The sequence below is a fragment of the Streptomyces sp. MNU76 genome, from assembly GCF_020982545.1.
Taxonomy (GTDB): domain Bacteria; phylum Actinomycetota; class Actinomycetes; order Streptomycetales; family Streptomycetaceae; genus Streptomyces.
The window spans coordinates 848,170-866,907 of record NZ_JAJKLK010000001.1; the positions used below are offsets into that span (position 1 = coordinate 848,170).

13 protein-coding genes are annotated in these 18,738 nt (G+C 71.3%); 4 read left to right on the plus strand and 9 right to left on the minus strand.

The window, feature by feature from the left end:
* Nucleotides 1–11 precede the first annotated feature (11 nt).
* The 3 genes from E4N62_RS49235 to E4N62_RS03695 form a co-directional block, all read right to left on the minus strand.
* Nucleotides 12–689 carry a discoidin domain-containing protein gene (locus E4N62_RS49235; protein ID WP_374116920.1) on the minus strand — a complete coding sequence of 226 codons (678 nt, stop codon included), beginning with the start codon at nt 687–689 and terminating at the stop codon, nt 12–14.
* Between the two features lie 43 nt (nt 690–732).
* Complete coding sequence (locus E4N62_RS03690; RefSeq protein ID WP_230211894.1) at nt 733–1,020, minus strand: hypothetical protein; 288 nt, start codon at nt 1,018–1,020, stop codon at nt 733–735.
* Nucleotides 1,021–1,323: 303 nt separating this feature from the next.
* Nucleotides 1,324–2,028, minus strand: a complete 705-nt coding sequence (locus tag E4N62_RS03695) for a helix-turn-helix domain-containing protein (protein WP_230211895.1) — start codon at nt 2,026–2,028, stop codon at nt 1,324–1,326.
* A 134-nt stretch (nt 2,029–2,162) separates the two neighbouring features.
* On the opposite strand from E4N62_RS03695, the gene E4N62_RS03700 reads away from it, so the two are divergent.
* A complete protein-coding gene (locus E4N62_RS03700) occupies nt 2,163–3,797 on the plus strand; it encodes an MFS transporter (RefSeq protein ID WP_230211896.1) in 1,635 nt (544 codons plus the stop codon).
* A 9-nt stretch (nt 3,798–3,806) separates the two neighbouring features.
* On the opposite strand, the gene E4N62_RS03705 is transcribed toward E4N62_RS03700, so the two are convergent.
* Nucleotides 3,807–4,832, minus strand: a complete 1,026-nt coding sequence (locus E4N62_RS03705; RefSeq protein WP_230211897.1) for a LysR family transcriptional regulator — start codon at nt 4,830–4,832, stop codon at nt 3,807–3,809.
* A gap of 70 nt (nt 4,833–4,902) precedes the next feature.
* On the opposite strand from E4N62_RS03705, the gene E4N62_RS03710 reads away from it, so the two are divergent.
* Nucleotides 4,903–5,907 (plus strand): cyclase family protein, encoded by a 1,005-nt coding sequence (locus E4N62_RS03710; protein WP_230211898.1) that lies wholly within the window; start codon nt 4,903–4,905, stop codon nt 5,905–5,907.
* A gap of 7 nt (nt 5,908–5,914) precedes the next feature.
* On the opposite strand, the gene kstD is transcribed toward E4N62_RS03710, so the two are convergent.
* Nucleotides 5,915–7,597 carry a 3-oxosteroid 1-dehydrogenase gene (gene kstD, locus E4N62_RS03715; RefSeq protein WP_308184835.1) on the minus strand — a complete coding sequence of 561 codons (1,683 nt, stop codon included), beginning with the start codon at nt 7,595–7,597 and terminating at the stop codon, nt 5,915–5,917.
* Nucleotides 7,598–7,991: 394 nt separating this feature from the next.
* On the opposite strand from kstD, the gene E4N62_RS03720 reads away from it, so the two are divergent.
* Nucleotides 7,992–8,903: an alpha/beta fold hydrolase gene (locus E4N62_RS03720; RefSeq protein ID WP_230211899.1), complete on the plus strand. Its 912-nt coding sequence runs from the start codon at nt 7,992–7,994 to the stop codon at nt 8,901–8,903.
* 27 nt (nt 8,904–8,930) lie between these two features.
* Here E4N62_RS03720 and fxsT read toward each other — a convergent pair whose 3' ends face one another.
* From fxsT to fxsB, 4 genes are all read right to left on the minus strand, one after another.
* A complete protein-coding gene (gene fxsT, locus E4N62_RS03725; protein ID WP_230211900.1) occupies nt 8,931–12,869 on the minus strand; it encodes an FxSxx-COOH system tetratricopeptide repeat protein in 3,939 nt (1,312 codons plus the stop codon).
* Nucleotides 12,866–14,203, minus strand: coding sequence for a TIR-like protein FxsC (locus E4N62_RS03730; protein WP_230211901.1), 1,338 nt, complete (start codon nt 14,201–14,203; stop codon nt 12,866–12,868). Before E4N62_RS03730 ends, fxsT begins: the two co-directional genes overlap by 4 nt.
* Nucleotides 14,204–14,314: 111 nt before the next feature.
* Nucleotides 14,315–15,097, minus strand: a complete 783-nt coding sequence (locus E4N62_RS03735; protein WP_230211902.1) for an AAC(3) family N-acetyltransferase — start codon at nt 15,095–15,097, stop codon at nt 14,315–14,317.
* Complete coding sequence (fxsB, locus tag E4N62_RS03740) at nt 15,090–17,252, minus strand: radical SAM/SPASM protein FxsB, inactivated metallohydrolase extension form (protein WP_230211903.1); 2,163 nt, start codon at nt 17,250–17,252, stop codon at nt 15,090–15,092. Before fxsB ends, E4N62_RS03735 begins: the two co-directional genes overlap by 8 nt.
* 543 nt (nt 17,253–17,795) lie before the next feature.
* Between fxsB and E4N62_RS03745 the strand changes: the two genes are divergently transcribed.
* Nucleotides 17,796–18,710, plus strand: a complete 915-nt coding sequence (locus E4N62_RS03745; protein ID WP_230211904.1) for a DUF4231 domain-containing protein — start codon at nt 17,796–17,798, stop codon at nt 18,708–18,710.
* The last annotated feature ends 28 nt before the right edge of the window (nt 18,711–18,738 follow it).

Below are 18,738 nucleotides of genomic sequence, written 5' to 3' on the forward strand. Positions count from 1 at the left end.
AACTCTTGCTGTCAGCGGTCCCGTTGAAGACCACGGTGACCTGGTCCCCTTGCTTGCTGGTCCAGCTCTTCGACTGGAGGCCGTTCGCCACCGCTGTCGGAGCCGCGATGGAGCCGGTTCCGCGCGCGGCCCCGTACACCTCGATGTCGCCGATGGCCCACCAGAAGCCGGAGGCCGCGGTGCTGACGATGCGAAGGTACTGTGCCGTGCGGGTCGGCAGTGCGACGGTTATTTTCCCGATTCCCCCCGCTGCCGCTCGCGATCGCGCTGCCCCACTCGGCTCCGTCGTCCGACACGTAGATCTGATACTTCGTGACGTAGTCGAACGAGTTGTTCACGCCGGTGTCGAAGACGATCTTGTTGAAGCTCGTGGGGCTCCCCAGGTCGATCTGGAACCAGTCGCCGCTCGTCGTCCCGTGCCCGAGGCTCCATTTGGTGTTGATGTCGCCGTCGATCGCGTTCGCGGCCCTGCCCCGGTCTCGGCTGGCGCTCGACCGGGAGGTACCCCCACCGCCGCACCGGACGAAAGGCCAAGTACACCCAGTACGAGGCCTTTCGTCCGGCGCGCCGAGAGCACGCACCGGACGCCGCAGAGCCGCCCTTCGGGCGACGAAGGGACTTCCGAAACACGCCCTAGAGGACCGCCGAGTCACGGGTGGCGGCCCGTCGGCCGGCCGACGGGCCGCCACCCATGCCGGGGGCGCGGGCGCCGAAGCGCGCGGCCGTCTCCTCTCAGCACTTCTTGTCGTCTATGTACGCGGTCAGCGCGTCCAGGTCCACCGACGAGTCGTCGAGGGCTTCGCGCAGCAGATCGCCGGCGCCCTTCGGGTCGTCCGCCACCAGCAGCTTGCACACCGTTGCCTGCATCCCGGGGCTCCGGGCGTTCCAGATCTCGTCGTAGCGCGCCTCGGCCCCCGTGGGAGCGGTGCTGCTGGGGCTCGAGGCGGTCGTGTCGTCGCTGGTGCCGCAGGCGACGAGGAGCAGGCTGGCGGCGATCAGGACGGTTGCGGTGCGGCGCATGGGGCTCCCTGTGATGCGGTTATGAGGCAGCATCATGCGCGTGGCGGGGATGAGGCAACCCCTGTGTGGCCATGTTGTGACCCGTTGTAGCGGTGGCCTCAGTGGGCGGTGGGGGGTGCCTGCCATAGCCTGGTCCCGCTCGCCCGTAGATCTCACGAAATGCCCTCTGGCCGGGGGTGCTTGCGGCGTGGGGGTGGAGGATGTTCAGTCCGTGATGACGGCGTCGCGGTGGACCCGGGCGGGGTTCCGCGCGCAACGGCCCGGTCGACCCGACGTGTGCGAGTGGGGCGCGGGCCCGGGGCTTCAGAAGGGGCTCGGGGCGACCCGGTCCCGCGTACGTGGGCGACCTTCGCGGCGGCGGTGTCGGGGGCGACTCCGGCGGCGATCAGGGCCGCGGTGGCGGCGCCGGTTCCGTCGTCGGACCAGATGCCGCGGCTCACGCAGTCGAGCAGGGTCAGCAGCTGGGACTCCACGGCTCGGCCGAGCGGGGCGGGCGGGACGGTCGTCTGGAACACGCTCTGTCGACCGCCGTGGGCGAGGACCGCCGTGATCAAGTCGCGGGCGGGGCCAGCAGTTCGTCGGCGCGGGCGGGAGGAGGTCGTGGCCGCGGGCCAGCCGGATGAGGGTGCGGTAGCGGTCGCCGACGGGCCACATCGTGAGGACGCATCGCGCGAGGTCGGCGGCGGCGTCGGCGGTCGCCGCGGGGGTGCCCGTGACCGCGAGCCGGATCGCCTCCGCGGCCTCGGAGGCCAGGCCCTCCACGAGCGCGGCGCGGCCGGCGAAGTGGACGTACACGGTGCGCCGGGCCACACCGGCGGCAGCGGCGATGTCCTCCAGGCAGCTGTCGGGGTCGCGGGCCAGTTCACGCCGGGCGGCCTCAAGGATCCGGGCGCGGGTGGCGCGCGCGTCACGGCGCTGTGCGGCGGGAGCCCGGGCCGGGGCGTGAGCACGGGGGCGTATCGGTACCGATGCCGGTACCGGTGGCGGCGGTGCTGGGCGGGTGGTCACAGCGGTACCTCGGGAGCGGGTGGGAGGAGGGGGTCGACACCATAGTTGCACGGCAGCGGGCAGCAAACTAGTCTGCACATCGATGTGCAATTAAGGTGCTTCCGCTCGTCGTCCCGTCCTCTTAGGAGCTTCCGATGCCCTTCCTCGCGAACACCCCCGTGGAGAAGATGACCGGTCCGTACACACGGCGCTGGTGGGCACTGCTCGTGCTGTGCCTGAGCCTGCTGATCGTGGTCATGGCGAACACGTCGCTGATCGTCGCCGCCCCCGACATGACCACCGACCTGGGCCTGAGCAGCAGCGATCTGCAGTGGGTCGTCGACGGCTACACCGTCCCGTATGCGGCGCTGATGCTGGTGCTGGGTTCGATCGGCGACAAGTACAGCCGGCGCGGCGCGCTGGTCCTGGGGCTGCTGGTCTTCGCGGGTGGTTCGGTGATGGGGAGCATGGTCGACGAGACCTCGCTGGTCATCGCGGCCCGCGCGATCATGGGCGTAGGCGCCGCGGTCGTGATGCCGGCCACGCTGTCCCTGCTGGTCGCGACCTTCCCCCGGAGCGAGCGCGTCAAGGCCATCACCGCCTGGACCGCGACCTCCGGCCTGGCGATAGCCGTCGGACCGCTGGTCGCCGGCTGGCTGCTGGAGGACCACGCCTGGGGCTCGACCTTCCTGATCAACGTGCCGATCGCCGTCGTCGCCGTCGTCGGCGCGCTCGCCCTGGTGCCGCCGTCGAAGGCGGAGGGCATGGGCCGGATCGACTACGTCGGTGGTCTCCTGTCGATCGTCTCCGTCGGTTCCCTGGTCTACGCGGCCATCGAGGGCCCGCACTTCGGCTGGGGTGCCGGCCCCGTCACCGCGGCCGTGGTCGCCGGTGTCGGCCTGGTCGCGTTCGTCGCCTGGGAGCTGCGGCACCCGCACCCGATGCTGGACGTCCGCAAGTTCACGCTGCGGCCCTTCAGCGGCTCGATGCTCGCGGTGCTGTTCTTCTTCTTCGGTACGTTCGGCGCGATCTACTACTCGACCCAGTTCCTGCAGTTCGTCCTCGGCTACGACGCGCTCGACACGGGTGTACGGCTGCTGCCGCTGGCCGGAGCGGTGTTCCTCGGGGCCGTGGTGACTGGGAAGCTGACCCCGCGGCTGGGCGTGAAGGCGATGGTCGTGACCGGCATGGTCATCGGCACGGCGGGGGTGTTCCTGCTGACCCAGATCGACAAGGGTTCGACGTACGGCGACTTCCTGGCGCCGATGATGATGCTGGGCTTCGCGATCGGGCTGAGCGTCTCCCCGGCGACCGACACGATCATGGACTCCTTCCCCGAGTCCGAGCTGGGTGTCGGCGGCGGTGCCAACGACACCGCGCTGGAGCTGGGCGGTGCGCTCGGTATCGCGGTGCTGGGCTCGCTGCTGGGCACGGCCTACCGGGACGAGCTGACCGACCTGGTCGGCAACCGGCTCCCGGCCGAGGCGATGGAGACGGCCAAGGACTCGGTGGGTGGTGGCCTGGCCGTCGCCGAGCGCATCGCCCAGGAACCGTCCGTCGGTCCTCAGCAGGCCCAGGCCGTCGTGGACGCCGTCCACCAGGCGTTCGCCCACGGCGTCGCCCAGACAAGTCTCGTCGGCGGCATCATCATGGCCGCCGGAACGCTGATCGTCCTCGCGGTCCTGCCGGGCCGGTGGGGGTTCGCCAAGAAGGACGCCGAGCCGGCCGAGCGCGAGGCCGGGAGGGCGAGCGCGGCGGGCGTACGGGAGCGCGCCGGGTCGACCCGCTAGGTGTATTGATCACGAGCGTTGTTGAGCTGACCGGGCGGGCGGTACCCGAAGCTGCCCCGGTCGGCCCCGCGCGCCCTTGCGAAAGCCGCGCCCCTCCCGACCCCACACCCCGTCACGGCGCAGGTGTGAGCCCCAAGTTCCCGGCCGACCGGCGGAGGGCCTCGACCACGGCCGAGGTCCGGGGCTGCGGGCCGGAGGGGACGCGGGCCAGACGGCGGCGATGCGGCGGTGGCCCGCAACCGGGACCATGGGCAGGGCCACGGTCTCGGGAGGGGCGTCGGTGAGGGCGAGGGTGGGGACCACGGCCGCGCCGAGGCCCGCCCGCACCAGGGCCAGCGAGGTCGGGAACTCCAGGGCGGTGTGGGCGTGGCGCGGCGTGAAGGCGTACTGCGCGGAGATGCGCGCGAGCGCCCTGCCGCACGCCGTGCCGGGCGGGGCGGTGACCCAGGGCCGCTCGGCCAGGTCCCTGACCGAGTGGGGCGGCGGCGACCAGTCGGCCGGGGTGACCACGCGGTACTCGTCGTCGGCGACCGCCGCGGACGCGAGGTCGGGCCACTGCTCGTGCGGGTCGGGGTCGTCGCCGTCGTACTCGACGACCAGCAGGTCCAGGCCGCCGGTGCGCAGCTCGCGCAGGGCGTCCGGGCCCTCCGCCTCCACCACTCTCGGCGCCAGCTCCGGGTGGGTCCGGGCGAGGGCGGCGAGGGCCGGGACGAGCAGATGGCACACCGCCGACGAGAACGCGGCGACCGTCACCGGCCCCGCCGAACGCCCGGTCAGTTCGCTGAGTTCACGGCGGGCCTCCGCCAGCTCCCGCTCGATCCGCTCGGCCCGCGCCGCCAGCAACCGCCCCGCCGGGGTCAGCCCCGCCCGGCGCCGCGACCGGTCCACCAGGGGCTGCCCCACCTCCCGCTCCAGCTGCGCCAGATGCTGCGACACGGCCGACGGCGTCAGATGCAGCACCTTCGCCGCGTCCACCACACCGCCGCGCATCGCCACCGCGCGCAGGACACGCAGCCGCCGGGGGTCCAGTTCCATAAGCCTCACTGTAGTGCCGCTTCAGTAAATCTTGCTTGTGGTGCAGTGGTACTGCATGGAGGATCGGAGCATGAATGAGCACAGCGATGAGCAGGGCGATCAGCGGGCCGGTCGGCAGACGGGTCGGCAGATCGGGGACGGCGGGCAGTGGCGGGTCCGGTTCGACGCCGAGGTGACCTTTGGCAACGGCGGCGGTCTCCAGGCCCAGGGCTTCATGCTGGACGTGCCGGACGCGGAGATCGGTGACGGCGAGCTGGCCGAGCTGTTCGTCCGGCATCTCGGGCTGCTCATGGTCGACAAGGTGCACATCAGCGGCCGGGAAGCAGTGCGGGAGCGGCACAAGGGGTCGCGGGGCACGACGGACACCGCCGCCGGGTCCCGGAAGACCGTACGGGGGACGGGCGGCCGCCGGGCCGTCGACCTCAGCCACACCATCCGGCACGGCATGACCACCTACCCCGGTCTTCCCGGGCCCGAGATCGGCGACCACCTCTCCCGGGACGCCTCGCGGGAGATCTACGCGCCCGGCACCGAGTTCGCCATCGGTCGGATCACGATGGTCTCCAACACCGGCACCTATCTCGACAGCCCCTTCCACCGCTTCAGCGGCGGCCACGACCTCGCCGGACTACCGCTCACCGGGCTCGTCGATCTCGACGGCGTGGTCGTACGCGTCCACGACGCAGGCCGCCGGGCCGTGGACCGGGCGGCGCTGCTGCCGCACGACGTCACCGGCCGGGCCGTACTGATCCACACCGGCTGGGACCGCCACTGGGGCACCGACCAGTACGGACACGGCCACCCCTATGTCACCACCGACGCCGTCGCCTGGCTCGTCGAGCAGGGCGCCGCCCTCGTCGGCATCGACTCCCTCAACATCGACGACACCGACGACGGCACCCGCCCCGCCCACACCGGCCTGCTCGCCGCCGGCATCCCCGTCGTGGAACACCTGCGGAACCTGGAACAACTGCCCCCGCAGGGTTTCCGCTTCCACGCCGCGCCCCCCGCCGTCGAGGGCATGGGCACCTTCCCGGTACGGGCGTACGCGCTGCTCGACGAGGAGGAGGGCTGACGCGGCGCTACAGCTTCCCCGCGAGGTCCAGCGCGGCCACGTAGCCGAAGGTCATCGCCGGTCCGATCGTCGACCCGGCGCCCGCGTAACTGCGGCCCATCACGGCCGCGCTGGCGTTGCCCGCCGCGTAGAGGCCGGCGATCACCGTGCCGTCCGGGCGCAGGACACGGGCGCGGGCGTCGGTGAGCAGTCCGCCCTTGGTGCCGAGGTCGCCCGGGACGATGCGCAGGGCGTAGTAGGGCGGCAACCACAGGGGTGCCAGGCAGGAGTTGGGGCGCACGGACGGGTCCGTGTAGTAGTGGTCGTACACGCTGTCGCCGCGCCCGAAGTCCGTGTCGTCCCCTTGCCGGGCAAGGGAGTTGAAGCGGTCGACGGTGGAGCGGAGGGCGGCGGCCGGTACGCCGATCGCGCCGGCCAGCGCGTCGAGCGTCCACGCCTTGTGGACGGCCCCGGCGTCGTACCACTCGTCGGGGAACGGGAAGGTCGGCGCGATGTCCTTGAACAGGTACCGGTTCCGGTAGTTCTGGTCGACGATCAGCCAGGCCGGGATGTGGGAGGCGGACGAGGTGTCCTTCTCGTACATCGTGTGGACGACGTCGCTGTACGGGCCCGCCTCGTTGACGAACCGCGCACCGGACCCGTTGACCAACAGCCCACCGGGCAGCGTGCGTTCGGCGAGACAGAACCAGGCCTGGCCCGGGGTGTCGACGGCCGGTCCCCACCAGGCGTCGTCCATCAGCGCGACCTCGGCACCGGCGCGCTGACCGGCCCGTATCCCGTCGCCGGTGTTCTCCTTGGCCCCCACCGTCCACCGGGTCCCGACGGGCTGCTCCTGGTACTGCGCCCGCATGGCCGCGTTGTGCTCGAAGCCGCCGGAGCCGACGATGACGCCGCGGCGGGCGCGGACGAGCCCGGGGGAGCCGTTCCTGCTGACGACCACTCCCTTCACGGCCCCGCTCTCCGTGTACAGGTCGGTCAGCGGGGTGTTGAGCCACACGGGGACGTCGGCGCCGAGCAGCCCGGCCCGCAGCCCTCCCGCCAGCGCCTGCCCCATGGTGAGCGGCTTCTGCCCGAGCAGGGCGGCCTTCGTGCCCCGGGCGAGGCACTCGGTGGCGACGGCCAGCCCTTTCACGCTCACGGCGGTCAGCGCGAGCCACTTGTAGTCGGCGCTGAACACCACCATCCCGGCGGGGGTGGCCAGATAGGCGGGATTCAGCCGCGCCAGCTCGGCCCCCAGCAGATTGCCGTCGAACTGGTCCGGTTCGATGGACCGCCCGTTCGGCAGCCCGCCCGGCAGCTCGGGGTAGTAGTCGCTGTACCCCTCCATCCAGCGGAACCTCAGCGGGCTGTTCGCCATGACGAACGACAGCATCGCGGGCCCGTGGTCGAGGAACGCCTTCTGCCGGTCGGCGGGCACGTCGTCCCCGACGACGGCCGCGAGGTACTGCGCCGCCTTGGCCGGAGTGTCCGGCACCCCCGCCGCCTTGATCACGCTGTTGTTCGGCAGCCAGATCCCGGCGCCCGAGCGCGCCGCCGAGCCGCCGAACGTCGGCGCCTTCTCCACGACGACACAACTCAGCCCCTGCCTCGCCGCCGTGAGCGCGGCGGTCATCCCGGCCGCGCCGGAACCGACGACGACCACGTCGTAGGTGCCGAGCAGGGGCGGTGCGGCGGCGACGGCGGTCCCCACGAGCCCACCGCCCGCGGCGAACGCGGCCCCGCGCCCGCGGCCGTCCCCAGCACCCGCCGCCGACTCGGGCCCCCTCGGCCCCGTTCGTCTCTCAGGATCCGCGCTCATGGACATGCGGGACGCTCCAGCCTCGCGAAGGGACGGGTGGCGGTGCTGATCCCCGGCGGCAACGCTCCGTATGCCCCGGGCTGTGTGCGGAGCCTCGAATCTGACGTGAAGGCATGGTGAAGTCAAGACACGCGTCGGGCATGGTGCTTGTGGGGTGCGAGCCGCACGTACGCGTGCCCGTCCCCGGGGGAGAGGAGCGCCGGCGCGGTTCGTTTCGTGGGGTGGGCGGCCGGGAAATCTTCCGGCAGCGTGTTCTCGGCCCGCGGGCCGAGGGAGGGGGAGCGCTGTGTATGACCTGGCACGGGCACCGACCCATGTCCGGGCGCCCGACGGGCGGTTGCTGAGGGTCGAGACTTCGGGGGATCCGGCCGGGCGGCCCGTCTTCCTGTTCCACGGCATGCCCGGCAGCCGGGTCGGCCCCCGGCCCCGGCCGATGTTCCTCTACCAGCGGGGGACCCGGCTCATCAGCTACGACCGGCCGGGGTACGGGGGATCCGACCGCAGACCCGGCCGCCGGGTCGTCGACGCCGTCGAGGACGTGACCGTCGTCGCCGACGCGCTGGGCGTGGACCGCTTCGCCGTGGTGGGTCGCTCCGGCGGCGCCCCGCACGCACTGGCCTGCGCGGCACTGCTGCCGCACCGGGTGACGCGGGCGGCGGCGCTGGTGACGTTGGCGCCGCAGGACGCCGCCGGACTCGACTGGTACGCCGGCATGGCCCCCTCCAACGTCCACGAGTTCCATTCCGCGCACACCGACCCCCAGGGCTTCACCGCCCGGCTGATCCCGCGCTCCGCGGCGATCCGCTCCGATCCCGCGCGGCTGCTGGATCAACTGCGCGACGACCTCACCGACGAGGACCGGCTGATCGTCTCCGACAACGGCATCCGGTCGATGCTGCTGCGCAACTACCAGGAGGCGGTGCGGACTTCACCCTACGGATGGATCGACGACGCCCTCGCGCTGACCTCCCCCTGGGGGTTCGAGCCCGGCGAGATACGGGTGCCGGTGCTGTTCTGGTACGGAGCGAAGGACGTCTTCTCCCCGGCCGCCCACTCCTCCTGGCTGGCCGACCGCATCCCCCGCGCCACCGCCGTCCTCGAACCCGCCGCCGCCCATTTCGCCTCGCTCCGCGCCCTGCCGGAGGTCCTCAGCTGGCTCCTGCGGGGCACGCTGCTGTCCCTGGCCCCGCCGGTCTGACCTGCGCGCGGGCCCGTGCACGGGCCGTCACACCGCCAGTGGTTCCAGGTCGCGGTAGACCCGCCGGCCCTGCGCCACCAGCTGGGCGACACCGCTGCCTTCGCCCAACTGCCTCCTGAGCTTGGCCAGTTCGGCTACGACCTGCTCGCGCAGCCGGTCCGCCTCCGTCACCCGCCCCAGCGCGCGCAGCGTCAGCGTGGAGTTGGCGACCACGGCCAGGGCCTCCGGATGGTGTTCACCGAGCACCTCCGTCAGGGCCTCACGGGAGGGCTCCTCCAGCACCCACGCCTCCTCCGCGCGGCCCTGCTCGGCCAGCACGTTGGCGTAGTTGGTGCGGCAGAAGAGCGTGTGGGGATGCTGGTCGCCCAGCACCGCGACCATGCGGAGCATCACCCGCAGGAAGACCTTCTCCGCCTCTTCCGCGTCGCCGCAGCCCCAGTGGTAGACGCCCAGGTTGTTCAGCGCGGCCTGGGTGTACGGATGCTCCTCACCCGGCACCTTGCGGTACTCGGCCAGCGCCTCCAGCGCGATCCGGCGCGCCTCCTCCCGCTTGTCGGCGGCGTACAGGTCGGCCGCCAGGTTCAGGTCGCAGGCGAGCGAGTCGGGGGTGTGCGCGTCGTACTGCGCGTGGTACTGGTCCCGGGTCGCCTGCGTCAGGCGGTGCGCGTCCTTGAACTCGCCCGCCCGCCTCAGCGACACGGCCAGCGACTTCGCGCAGCTGAGCGTGCCGGGGAAGTCCTTGCCGAGCACCCGCTTGTGCGCCTCGTACGCCCCCGACAGCAGGGTGACCGACTCGGTGTAGTGGCCCACCTCGCGCAGGTCCCGGCCGAGACTGGAGGCCGACGACAGGGTGTAGGGGTGGTCGGGGCCGAGCACGTCCTTGCGGCGGAAGTAGGTGTCCTGGTCGATGTCCCGAGCGTCGTCGTAGCGCCCGACCATGCGCAGGGCCAGCGCCAGGTTGTTCGCCGCGCTCAGTGTCCGGGGGTGCGAGGGGTAGAAGGTACGGCTGAAGCCCTCCCGTGCCTCGCGGGCCAGCTTCTCCGCCTTGCTGTACTCGCCCAGGGCCGCGTAGTCGCTGGCGAGGGACGACGTGGTGATGTAGGTGTGGGCGTCCGAGGGCCCCAGCACCCGGCGCTGACGGTCCAGCAGATCCCGGTCGATCTTCTCGGCCTCGACATAACGCCCCTGCGAGCGGAGCACGTTGGCGAGCTGGCAGCGCAGATACAGGTACTGCCGGTGGTTCTCGCCCAGTTCGGGCTTCCAGTGCGTCAGCAGATCGTCGGCGAGGCGCTGGGCGCCGGGGAAGTCCCCGCGCTTCCACATGTACCGGACACGGTCGATGAGGAGCCGACGGGGCTCCGACTCCACGCAGTTACGGATGTCCGAGGCGCGCAGATGGGGCCATATCACCTCGAACCGCGGCCAGTCCTCGGGGTTGTCCGTGGGTTCGTCGTCGTCGGGCCGCGCTCCCGCGAGCACGGTGTGGACGACGTGCCGGGCGTGGCGCTGCTCCTCCTCGGTGAGCTGGGAACGGATGACGGCCTGCACCAGCCGGTGGATCTGGACGCTGTTGCTGACCTGGTCGACCTTCGCGAGGGCGAGCCGGGCGATCTCGCTGATGGCCCGGCCCACCATCAGGCTCTCCTGGAAGGCGGGGTCCACCTTGCGCAGCTCGTCCCGCATCTCCTTGCTGTAGAGCAGGCGGGACGATATCGGCTCGGGGGCCATGAACGCGCACAGCTGCAGCAGCCGCACCGAGGCAGGAGAACGTTCCTTCAGCCGGGCGATGGAGATGTTCCAGGTCGCGGCCACCGTGGTGGGGTAGGTGGTGGGCTGGTTGAGGTCGAGCACATGGGTGGTCTGTTCGGCGAGCTCGCTGAGGTACTCCTCGACCGGCGTGGCCGTCTCGGCGAGCCAGGCCGCCGCCTGTTCCACGGCGAGCGGGAGATCGCCCACGGCCTCCGCCACCCGGTCGGCCTCCTCGGGGCTGAGGCCGGGTGCCCGCAGGGAGAGGTGCTCCACGCTCTCCTGGCGGAGGAACACGTCGACGGGCAGTGACGCGCCCTGCTGCGCCCAGGCCTGGTTCCGGGAGGTGACGAGGATGTGCCCGCCGCCGCCCGTGGGGAAGAAGCGGGTGAGCTCCTCGGGGGTGTCCGCGTTGTCGAAGACCAGCAGCCAGCGCCGGGTGGGCACCCCCCGGCCCAGCATGCGTACGGCCTCCTGGCAGGCCAGCGCCATGTCCTCGCCACCGGGGGCGCCGATCCGGGAACCGAGTTCGGCGAGCGAGGCCACCACGTTGTCGATGTGCTCGGCGGAGATCCACCACACCAGGTCGTAGTCGGCCATGAAGCGGTGCACGTACTCCAGCGCCACCTGGGTCTTGCCGACACCGCCGAGCCCGAAGAGCGCCTGGGGACGCGGCAGCACGACGGAGATGCCGCCGCGGAGCTGTTCACGGAGCTGGTCGAGGATCACGCTCCGGCCGGTGAAGGTGGTGTTGCGCTGGGGCGCGTCCCAGATGTCGGGTGCCCGGCCCGGGAACCTCGGGTCCGCCCCGGCGGGGGCCCCGGGCTCGGCCCGCAGCCGCAGGATCTCGTGGAGTCCGTCGGCGCCGTCCGCCTCACCGAGCCGGTGCAGGTCCACCACCTCGGTGTAGGCGCCGGTCGGCCGGACCTCCTCGACGCGGGCCAGAGCCGGCAGGGCGGTCGAGGCGTTCGGCGCGGCGGCGGTGAGGGCCTGACGAACTCTGCCCGCGTGCCGGGACTTGTCGAAGGCGTGCGACAGCAGCAGCAGGACGCGGGTGTCCGGGTCCGGGGGCTCCGGAGGGCCGAGGGCCACGTCGTGCAGGGTGACGCGGCAGCCGGACCGCTTGAGCACGCCCTCCACCCACTCGGCCCACATACGGTTCTCCGCCGCGTGGACCACCAGGACCTCCACGGCCTGCGTCTGCGGCAACTGCCGGGTGAACGCCTCCAGGCAGCGCAGCCGCGCCTGTTCCGGTACGGGCGGCAGTGTGGTGACCTCGTCGTCGGAGAGCACCGAGGTCAGCCGTTCGAAGGCGGACAGCAGGGAGTTCGCGTTGCCGCTCTTGTCGCCGACGGTCGCGAGGGTCTCCTCGTAGGCGTAGTAAGGGCGGTAGGGGATCTCGACCTTGCCCCAGTACGCGTTCAGTTCCTCGGGCGCCAGATCCTGGCGGTCGGCCCCTTTGGGTAACCCCTCGAACTTCAGCCGGGCCAGGGCCCGTCCGGCGTCGGCCTTCTCCTTCTCGGCCTCGTCGACCCGCATCGGGACGGGCAGCACCCGGATCCACCGCTTGCCGTACCCCTTCTCGGCGCTGTGTGCCACGGCGGCCGCGCCGTCCAGCGCCTGGCCGCTGAGGGTGAAGCAGTCGACCAGCACGTCGGGCATCTGGATGGTGCAGATGTCCGCGTTGTCGGACAGTCCCGTCCGGCTGTCGATGAGGACGTAGTCGTAGGACGCCTTCATGTCCTCGCGGAGCGTGTCCAGGAACAGGCCCCCGCCCAGCCGCTCGTAGAAGTTGTCCCACTCGAAGGACGACACGGTCGCCGAGTACTCGCGGTTCTGCCGCCCGGCCGACAGGAAGTCGAGCGAACCGCCCTTCGGGAAGGCCAGGTTGAGGCGCTCGGGCGCGAGCGAGATGGCGTGGTCCTCGACGCGGGCGTACTCCCGGTGCCAGGGCCCGGAGCGGGGCCCGCCGGTGGTCGCGGCCCAGCAGTACTCGGTGATGATGTCGATCACGCCCGAGGTGGCGGCGAGCACGTTGAGGTCGAGGAACGGCTCGAAGAAGCGGTGCAGACCCGGGGCCTCCAGGTCCCAGTCGACCGTCAGGACCCGTTTGCCGTTCGCGGCGAGGATCCACGCCGTGTTGGCCAGGGCCATCGTGCGGCCCGTACCGCCCTTGTACGAATAGAAGGTGATGATCCGTCCACGCTCCCCGGCCGTCATGCTTCTCCTCCGTGATCGGAACCCGCGGCGGGCTGCTGCGGGTAGGTGGGGCCCATGAGACGGGGCTGTGGCAACTGTGGGCCCTCGGGCGGATGCGCCTGCGCGTGCCTGAGGTACTGCCGGGTCGTGTGCGCCGCCAGAGCCGGCAGCACGTCGGCGAACACCTGGAGCGAGGGCACGCCGTTGGCCGCGATCCGGCAGTCGGTCCGGCGCCCCCGCTCCAGGATCAGGGGGAGGGTGCGTTCCAGCTTCGCCTTGACCTGTCGTCCTTCCGCGCCGTGACACTCCTCGTCGTTGTGGTTCCAGGGGACGATCGCGCCGACCCAGGGGCGGGCGTTGGCGTCGAACGCCTTGAGCCTGCGCCGCCGGTCCTCGTCGAGGACCGCCCAGCAGTCGACCAGCAGGATCGCCGGGTGGCCGGGCTCGGGTTCCTCGGCCGCGGGGTGTTCGGCGGATCCGCCGGCCGCCAGGTCGTCGGTGGTCGGGTCCTCGTTGTCGAAGTCGGACACGGTGATCCGGTAGTCCAGCGACCGGATCAGTTCCTCCGCCAGTGTGGCGATGGGCCGGGGAGTCTCGTCGCCGTAGGGGTTCCACTGCAGGGAGCTCTCGCCGTAGCGGCCGTTCTTCCGGGACTCCGGCACCAGATGACGGGCGGGTGCCGCCACGGTCAGATGGATACGGCGGGGCCCGTCCCCCGGGGGAGCGAAGGCACTCGGCGTGGACTCGAAGGGCCTCGGGGTGCTCGACGGCAGCGGCGACTCCTCGGCGACCTGCACGATGCGCTGGGCGAGCGTGAACACCGTCTCGTCGTACTCGTCGCGCAGCCGCTTGAGTTTGATCAACCCGTAGATCCCGTGGTCCAGATAGCGCTCCCCGAACACGTTCCGCTCCACCTGGAGGTGGCGCACGGACTCGGGCAGCCGGTCCATGCCGACGCGACTCCACAGCGCCGGCACGATCGCCGGGATGTCGCCGGCCCCGGCGTCCCTGGCCTGACGTATGCGGTCGCTGAAGGCGAACCACTCCCGACCGCAGGCCTCGCTGCTGAAGTACCTCGGGGAGTACAGCGGCACGAACACCCGGCAGTGCGCCAGGTTGTCGCTGAGCCGGACGGGCCAGCCCTCCCCCGAGCGCATCTCCCGGTCCATGAAGCCCGGGGGCGTGCCCGCCGGCAGATCGGTGATGGCCAGGATGTCGGCGCACAGATCCTTGTAGAGCGTGTACACCCAGTGGTCCGGGTCCCCGCTGTCGGGGCCGGACGGAGTGTGGGCATAGCTCAGAAAGAAGTAGGGCCGGTTGTCCGGTGCGCCTCGCCCTCGTACATGTCTGTTCACGCGCCCCCCGCCTGTCGATGCCCTCTGTTCCCCCGCCGGAGAGTCATCTGGCCGGAACCAACAATGTGCCCGACCACCCCCGCGACCGCATGGCTTGTTTCACGTCATTTGTCAGCGATATCCGGACATGAGCAGAGCCGCGGTGTCGACAGCGGCCCGCATGTCGAGGAGGAGGACGGGCTTCCCCGCCCATTCCCGCACCCTGAACAGCTCATGCGGCAGCTGCGCCCCGATCTCCCCGAAGTCCCCGTCGAACAGGGCGAGATCCTCGTACGCGAACCAGTTGCCCTTCTCCTCCAGCACACAGCGGTACGTCCGCGTCGACGGGGGCGGGCTGGTTCGGTACTCGGCGAGGTGGAACGCGGTGCACACCTCGAACCCCACGCGCAGCAGGAGGATCTGGGCGTCGGCCGCGTAGAGCGTGGCCATCGGGGACCGTTCACCGAGATGGCAGGTCGGATCGTGGTCGGCGAGCAGTTCCGCCGCGCGCGGGCCGAGGGCGGCGAAGGAGGTCTGGGGGTGGGCGCTGCGCACGGCCCCCGCTGTGCTCCGCACGCACTCGGCGAGTGCGCCCATGGACGGACATGGCGTGGCGTCCTTCTCGAACGGCAGCATCCCCGCCCGGAACTCGGCCTTCTCCCGCTCGGACATGCCCTCCGTGAACGCCTGGTACTCGCGGGAGGTGTCGGAGTTCTCCGGGGTGAAGGCGGGGACGACCAGGGTGCCGTCGGGGCCCAGGGCGCTCAGCAGCGCGTCGCGTACGGCGACGGGGGCGAGGCCGGTGCCGCTCAGTGAGGAGTGCACCATCAGGACGCCTCCGGGGCGGACGCCCCACTCGGCCAGGTCGTCGTGGAGACGGGCCGCCAGGCCCTGCGGTCGAGTGGCGTCAGCCATGCAGCGTCACCCATTCTCTTCGTAGTTCCTCTGCCAAGTGAACTCCACTCTCGGTGAGTTGGGCATCGGACAGGGCGCCGAGCCGGTCCAGGGTGTGTCGGGCGTGGAGCAGTTCCTCGGTGCGGGCGGCCCGGTCGGTCGACACGGTGGCCCGGCCGATGGCCTCGCTCGCCTCGTCGAGGAGCCGTCCGGCGCCGGTGCCGGGCACGTTCAGGTCCGCGACCTGCCGCAGGGCGGCGAGCCTGGACCGCCGCAGCAACAGGGGAAGTTCGCGGGCCAGTTCCTCGGGCTCGAAGTCGACGGCCACCCCCAGGGCGCCCGGGGTGCCCGTTCCCGGCAGCAGGCCCGTGCCTGCCGCGAGGGGGGTGATCGTGGTGCAGAGGGAGGCGTCCGGGCCCGGCCGTGGGCTCGGATCGTGTGCGTCCGGCGCGTCGAACGCGGCGCGCAGCCGTTTGGCGAAGAGCTCCAGGTCGCTGGGGTTCAGCGGGGCCGCGACCGGTGCCGGGTAGCAGTCGCGGTAAGGGTCGGCGTCGTCGATGAGGAGCGCCGGACCGGCCGTGGGCTTCAGCGACTTCAACGGGCGCCATTCGACGTGCAGTTCGCCGCCGTGCTGGTCCCTTCCGGTCACCTGGAGGCCGTCCGCCGTGATCGCGCACTCGACCCGTCCGGGTGCCGAGAGGCGCAGGGTCCCGAGGGTCGGGAGGTACAGGTCCCGGTCCTGCTGCCACCAGGTGAGGGCGGCTTCCCTCTCCGCGAGCACGGCCGCCGCCGAGGCGGCCGCCGCCAGCCGCGCGAGGTCGGCGTGACCCTCCAGGGCGCGCAGCAGCACGGTACGCAGATACGGGTGGGCGAGAACGGTGTCGAGGTGGGGCGCGGTGACGGCGTCGGAGTCCAGCTCGACCAGCAGGTCCCAGGTCGCGGCCCAGTCGGGGTGACCGGACAGCTCGGTGTTCACCCGGGCCAACAGGGCCCGGTTCAGTTCCAGTTGGGCCAGCCGGAGGCTGTCGGTGTCCGTGACCGCCGGGTGCAGTGCGCGCTCGGTGATCCGCTCGGCGACGCCCTCGACCAGGCCCCGCAGGTCGGAGCAGAACACGGAGGGGTTGTCGAAGCCTCGCTCGCCGCTGTACCGGTGGGCGTAGAGGCCGCCGCCGCAGGACGTGACGACCGGGCAGCGGCGGCAGGTCTCGCTGACGCCCGCGATGCCGAGCTGCCGGGCCCGGACACCGGGGTGCTCGGCGAACTCCGCGAAGCCGTGCCGGAAGACGTCGTAGCCGGTGGCGGGTGCGCCCTCGTAGGCGGTCTTGAGGCTGTCGGCCTGCTCGAAGGTGCCGTCGGTCTCGATCACCGCCAGGTCGGACGGGGCGAGGCCCAGCGCCTCGGTGAGGCTGGGGCCGCCGCGCAGGGTGCTGAGCACCGAGTCGAAGGTTCTGACCGGCATGGGGCGCCCCTGTTCCTCCCAGCGGTCGAAGACCTTCAGCAGCCAGTCGGCGTAAGGCGTTCCCCTGCCGTGTCCGGGGGGAGGGCTGTCCCACGTCGAATGGGGGAGGAGGTAGTCGACGCGGGGCGGTTCCAGGGCGGTCAGGGCGTCGTGCACCGCGACCGGGTCGTTGGCCACGTCCACCGTGCACAGCAGGCCCTGGAACAGGTCCCGGTACTCCGGCAGGCGGAGGAGCCCGATCGCCCGCAGCACCCGGTCGTAGCTGCTGCGACCTCGGCGGTCCAGTCGATGCCGATCGTTGGCCACCCGGTCACCGTCGAGTGAAATTCCGATCTTCACACCGAATTCCCGGAACACTTCCAGGTGCCGCTTGTTCAGCTGTACGCCATTCGTATGAATGCGCAGGTCCAATGTCGTGACCGGTGCCAATACGCGGGTGAGTTCCGCGCACATGTGTCGCAGCCGGGCAGGCCCGGCGAGAAGCGGTTCTCCACCGTGCAGAATCACGGCGACGGATTCCAGTTCGCTCTCGACCGCGTATTCGGCGAGGCGGCGAGCCACTTGGCCGAGGGTCTCCTCGGCGATCACCACCGGCCGCCCACGCCAGCTCTGGTCGGCGTGCTCGTACACATAGCAGTGGTCGCATGCCAGGTCGCAGCGGCTGTGCACCTTGAGGACCAGTTGCTGGATCGGTCGCTGGCCGCGGAAGTCCGTCACTTTCCGGAAGTGTACGCGCCGACGCGTCCCCGTGGAGGCGGCGCGAGACCCCAACACCCTTGTTGATCAAGAAGGTTGGGGTCTCGGATGTCGTGCTCGGAGTCAGATGGACGAGTTGAACTCGCCCGCTCCTGCGGGGCGCGACTCGCGAGGCTCGGTCACACGACCGGTGAACCGCTGGACGCGGGGCTCACGCGTGTCGATCGTCGCGAGTGTGGCCGTCCGCTTGGTAGCCGGTCGAGTCGCGCCCGGTCGGCGGATCGGCTTCGTGCCCGGAACGTTCATGAATTTCTCGTCCTCCTCAGGAGACCAATGCGTCATCAGCCCCTGGCCGACGAGATCCCGTGGCAAGGGCCTGGTCATTGAGGTTCGGACGACACTGTAGGGCATGGTTCTATCATGCACGCCCTTTACCACGCACGCCTCCGACGGTAAAGGGTGCCTGCGCCCGACCGTGTTCTCCGACATGCGGCCTGGCGCGAATTCAAGATTGACGAGAGCATGACCATTCCGTCGGCTTCCCGGTATCCGTATGAGGTCTGCATGGCTGTGACGCCCGGCCCCAGCACTACGGTGAGTGATCGTGATCTGTCCCCGTTGTTCCAGGTGTGCGATGAGAAGGCGGTGACCCATCAGGGTGAAAGCTTCAAGGTCGTCCGGATGCAACTGGTCGTCCTGCTGCTCGCGACCGCGACCGCCTCGCTGGCCGAGCGGGTCGGGAGCCGGGTGCCCTCGGCCGTCGCGGCCGTGCTGTACGCCCTGACGATCGTGATCGGCTTCTATGTGTCCCGTCGGCGGGCGCGGGCACAGTGGCAGGCGCACAGGGCGGCGGCCGAGGTGGTCAAGTCGCTGGCCTGGCAGTTCATGGTGCACGGCGGTCCCTTCCACTCACGGCTCGTCAACCCCGAGGCGCTGTTCGCCGAACGGCTGGAGCTACGGCTCAGCGAGCTGCGCAAAGTGGGGTGGGAGGACCCGCGCGAGACCGTCACCGAACTCGGACTCGGGCAGATCACGCCGATGATGCGTGCGGTGCGCGCCAAGGCGTACGCCACCCGGCGTGACATCTATCTCCGTGACCGGGTCCTGCAACAGCTGGCCTGGTATCGCGGCAGGGCCGGAGAGGCGCACCAGGCGTCCGTGCGCTGGTCGGGCGTCACCACCACCCTGACGGCGCTGGCCCTGGCCACCGCCGTCGCGCGGGCCACCGGGGTGATCGGCAGCCGGTTGGACCCAACCGGTGTCCTCAGTGCCGCCGCCGCGGCCGGCGTCGCCTGGCAGGAGATGCGACGGCACCGCCCGCTCACGTACGCCCACAAGCTGGTGGAACAGGATCTGGGCACGCACCGCGTCACCATGATCACGACCGTCGGCGAGGACGGGTGGGCCGACGCGGTCGCGGAGGCGGAGCGGCTGGTGTCACCGCAGCACACCGACTGGCTGGTGCGGTTCGGGTCCTGACGGGGGTGGCGGCCCCTCACGATGGAGG

Coding starts and splice junctions, on each gene's coding strand:
- E4N62_RS03690 (WP_230211894.1), bottom strand. CDS start 1,020: ATGCGCCGCACCGCAACCGTCCTGATCGCCGCCAGCCTGCTCCTCGTC.
- E4N62_RS03745 (WP_230211904.1), top strand. CDS start 17,796: ATGGCTGTGACGCCCGGCCCCAGCACTACGGTGAGTGATCGTGATCTG.
- fxsT (WP_230211900.1), bottom strand. CDS start 12,869: ATGACGGCCGGGGAGCGTGGACGGATCATCACCTTCTATTCGTACAAG.
- E4N62_RS03705 (WP_230211897.1), bottom strand. CDS start 4,832: ATGGAACTGGACCCCCGGCGGCTGCGTGTCCTGCGCGCGGTGGCGATG.
- E4N62_RS03735 (WP_230211902.1), bottom strand. CDS start 15,097: ATGGCTGACGCCACTCGACCGCAGGGCCTGGCGGCCCGTCTCCACGAC.
- E4N62_RS03710 (WP_230211898.1), top strand. CDS start 4,903: ATGAATGAGCACAGCGATGAGCAGGGCGATCAGCGGGCCGGTCGGCAG.
- E4N62_RS03700 (WP_230211896.1), top strand. CDS start 2,163: ATGCCCTTCCTCGCGAACACCCCCGTGGAGAAGATGACCGGTCCGTAC.